The organism is Chitinophaga sp. (assembly GCF_036566945.1).
Taxonomy (GTDB): domain Bacteria; phylum Bacteroidota; class Bacteroidia; order Chitinophagales; family Chitinophagaceae; genus Chitinophaga.
On record NZ_DATCVJ010000075.1, the window covers coordinates 1 to 3,744 of the forward strand.

The 3,744-nt window shown below is 47.3% G+C and carries 1 protein-coding gene; it reads left to right on the forward strand.

Translation table 11 applies throughout. From position 1 onward, the window contains the following. The coding region (locus VIP81_RS02185; RefSeq protein ID WP_331956840.1) for an amino acid adenylation domain-containing protein at positions 1 to 3,744 on the forward strand (3,744 nt) is incomplete at both ends.

Consider the following 3,744-nt stretch of genomic DNA (forward strand, 5'->3'; position numbering starts at 1 on the left):
GGACCAGTTAGAAAAGGCAGGTTTTGAACCAATTCCTGCCGCTCCGGAAAATGCTGCGCCGATAGTGTCAGCAGCCCAGCGTCGCTTGTTTTATGCATGGAAGGTAGATCCGGATAGCATAGCTTATAATATTCCTGTAGCAATAAAGCTGCGTGGAGAGGTTAATGTTGAAAAACTGACGCAATGCCTGCAAGTGCTGGTAGACAGACACGATGCATGCCGGATGCGTTTTTTCATGGAAGATGAGCCACGTTTAATCACTACCACACATGGTCGGGTTACGCTGAATATGGTGGAAGATGATAGTGATGATGTCTTACGCAGCCTGGTACAACCTTTTGATCTGCTCAACGGCCCCTTGTTCAGGTTCGCGCTGTTAAATAATTCTCTTCTATTCCTGGATTTTCATCATATCATTTCTGATGGACGATCCGTCTTCCTGTTTATCAGGGAATTACTTCAATTATATAACGGGGCAGTATTGCCCGCCTTACCAGTTACCTTCAAAGATGTGGTGATGTGGGAGCGGCAGACAACAGCAGCTGCCAAACAATACTGGACCGATCAGTTTGCGGATGAAATACCGGTGCTGACCTTGCCGTATGATTTCCAACGGCCTGCCGTACCCGATAACAGGGGGCAGCGCTGGCGGTTTACTTTACCGCAACCGGCAGTCGCACGTTTGAAAGAAATTTGCACCGCTACGGGGACTTCCGCACATGCATTCCTGTTGACCGCCTACCAGGTACTGCTCGCAAAATATTCAGGCAGGGAAGAGGTGGTCATCGGCATTCCTGCACATGGGAGAATCCATCCGGATATACAATCCCTGCAGGGAATGTTTGTCAATAACCTGCCGCTGCTTTGTACCATGAAAGGGGAGGATACCTTTGCCACGTTGATGGGGCAGAATTTCAGACGCGTGAGCCAGGCAATTGATCATCAGGAATTACCTTTTAATGAGCTGGTACAAGCCCTGGACTTGCCTGTCAACCCCGGAAGGAACCCGCTTTTTGATACCATGTTCCTCTATCAGGACTTGTCGGAGTTCAGCGAACAGCAATATCGTTTTGATCCTGGTTTTGCTAAATTTGATATTACGCTGGATGTTATTGAAACTACAGATGGATTCAGCTTTGAATTAGAGTATGCGACCAGCCTTTTTACTGCTGATACCGTTAAGGGGATGGCGCAGGGACTGGTACATATTATTCAGCAGGTAGTCAATCATCCTGAAGTTACCATGGCTGCATTATCGCCGGTAGCACCTGATGAAATGACTGCTTCGCCCGGCAAGCCGTATACTTCCATCATTGCATTGTTTGAAGCACAGGTAGCCCTTAATCCCGGGCAGATAGCGATGGTGTGGGGCGATCAGGAAATCACCTATGGTGAATTAGCCGCAAGGGCACAGATGGTAGGCCACGCATTGCAGAGAATGGGTATTGGAAAATCGGATCTGGTGGGCATTCATATGAAGCGCTCAGCAGACCTGGTCATTGCCATACTGGGCGTGCTGAAAGCTGGTGCTGCGTATCTGCCACTTGAGTATGATACACCAGCAGAACGTATCCGGTTTATACTGGAGGACAGTCGTTGTGGTTTACTGATCAACGACCTGAATATATTTGGTGACGGACGTGTGATGCCACCCGTGGCGAATGAGCCAGACGACCTTGCCTATGTTATCTATACCTCCGGCTCAACGGGTACACCTAAGGGTGTAATGATTAATCATGATAGCCTTTTTAATTATATCAGCTGGGCGGCTGATACCTATACGGATAGCAGCCCCTGTACGTTTGCCTTATATTCTTCTATTTCGTTTGACCTGACGGTAACGAGCATATTTACACCACTCATTACCGGCAACAAGATGGTCATTTATGGGGAAGATGATACCGATATAGCCATCGGAAATGTAGTGAAACATAATGTGGCGAACATCGTAAAACTTACACCTGCGCACCTGCGCTTACTGGTAAGCAACGGATTGTTGTCTGCCGCCACAAATATCAAAAGATTTATTGTCGGTGGAGAAGCATTTGACAGCGCACTGGCGCGGGAGGTGCATGAACTGACCAATGGGCAAACAGCGCTCTTTAACGAGTATGGGCCTACGGAGGCTACGGTGGGTTGTATGATTTATCAGTTTCATACTGAAGATAGCAGCATGACAGTACCAATTGGTGGGCCCATCAGCGATACCCGGATTTATATTCTTGATAAATACCTGATGCCGGTGCCCGCGCAGGTGCCAGGTGAAATATACATTGCGGGCAGGGGATTGGCACGTGGTTACCTGTATCGGGAGGAACTGACTGCGGAAAGATTCTTTGTTCATGAAGCGGTAAGATTGTATAAGACCGGAGATGTGGCTAAAAAGCTGCCTGATGGAAATATGGTGTACCTGGGCAGGAATGACAACCAGGTAAAAATTAGTGGTAACCGGGTGGAGTTGTCAGAAGTAGAAGCACAACTAAGCGGGTTCACGGGGATGGAGGCAGCTATTGTATTGCCGGATAAACGTAACCCCAATGGCCTTATTGCTTATATAGTGACCGGCGACACCTTTTCTGAAGCATTGCTCCCTGATTATCTGGCAATGGTGTTGCCCTATTTTATGATTCCCAAAAGATTTATACAGATAGATGCAATACCCCTCACCAAAAATGGAAAGGTAGATACCGCCAGGCTACAAGCCATCGCGCTCACTGCTGCACTGCCCCAGGTAAGAATGGCAGAAAGCAGTCTGGAGAAAATCTTTGTTACGGTTTGGGAAGAGGTACTGCACACGAAAGACACCAGCATTACAGACAATTTTTTTGAACATGGAGGTGATTCTATCAAAGCCGTTCAGCTCTCCTCCAAATTGTTCGAGCAGGGAATTTCCGTGAAAGTAAAAGATATACTTACCTATCATACCATCGCGCAGATCAGTCGTCATGCTGTATTTGCAACACCGCCCGCAGATACGGGTGTGGTGAGCGGAGAAATAATGCCCACCCCTATACAGTCCTGGTTTTTTAGCTATCAGTTTAACAGACCCGAATGCTATACCCAGTCTGTGCTGCTCAAAATGAATGAGCAACCAGACCGGCACCGGCTGGAGGAAGCATTGGCAATGCTGGTAGCGCATCATGATACCTTGCGGATCAATTACGATGAGGAGAAAGAAGTACTCTTTTACAATAATGAACATTTGCATACAGCTGTTGAGGTCCCCGAGTTAGTGATCAATTCCACGCAGACAATTGCTGCAGCATGTAATGAGATCCGTCATTCATTCGATCTGGCAAAAGGATTGTTGTTCAAAGCCTGCCTGTTGAAAGTGCCTGATGGCACAACATTACTATTCCTCACTGCCCATCATCTGGTGGTAGATGGCATTTCATGGCGGATTCTGTTACAGGACCTATACAACGTATACACGGAAAAATCAGCTGTTTTACCGCCACGTACCGCTTCTTATAAAGATTGGAGCCATGTTTTTGACGTGCATGAATTCGACAATGAATCTGATTATTGGGCGGAGATGGAGCTTTCGCATTCCAGTGTAGCACCCGGTGTGGAAATAAGCGATTATTCCATGAAAAATACAAAGACCGTTGTTGTTTCCCTGGATGCTGAGATGACTACATTTTTATTAACCGACGCGCATACGGCTTATAAGACGGATGTGCTGATCCTGCTGAATGCGGCTATGGTATTGACCCTGCGTTCCCGTACCGGCGCCAGTGAATT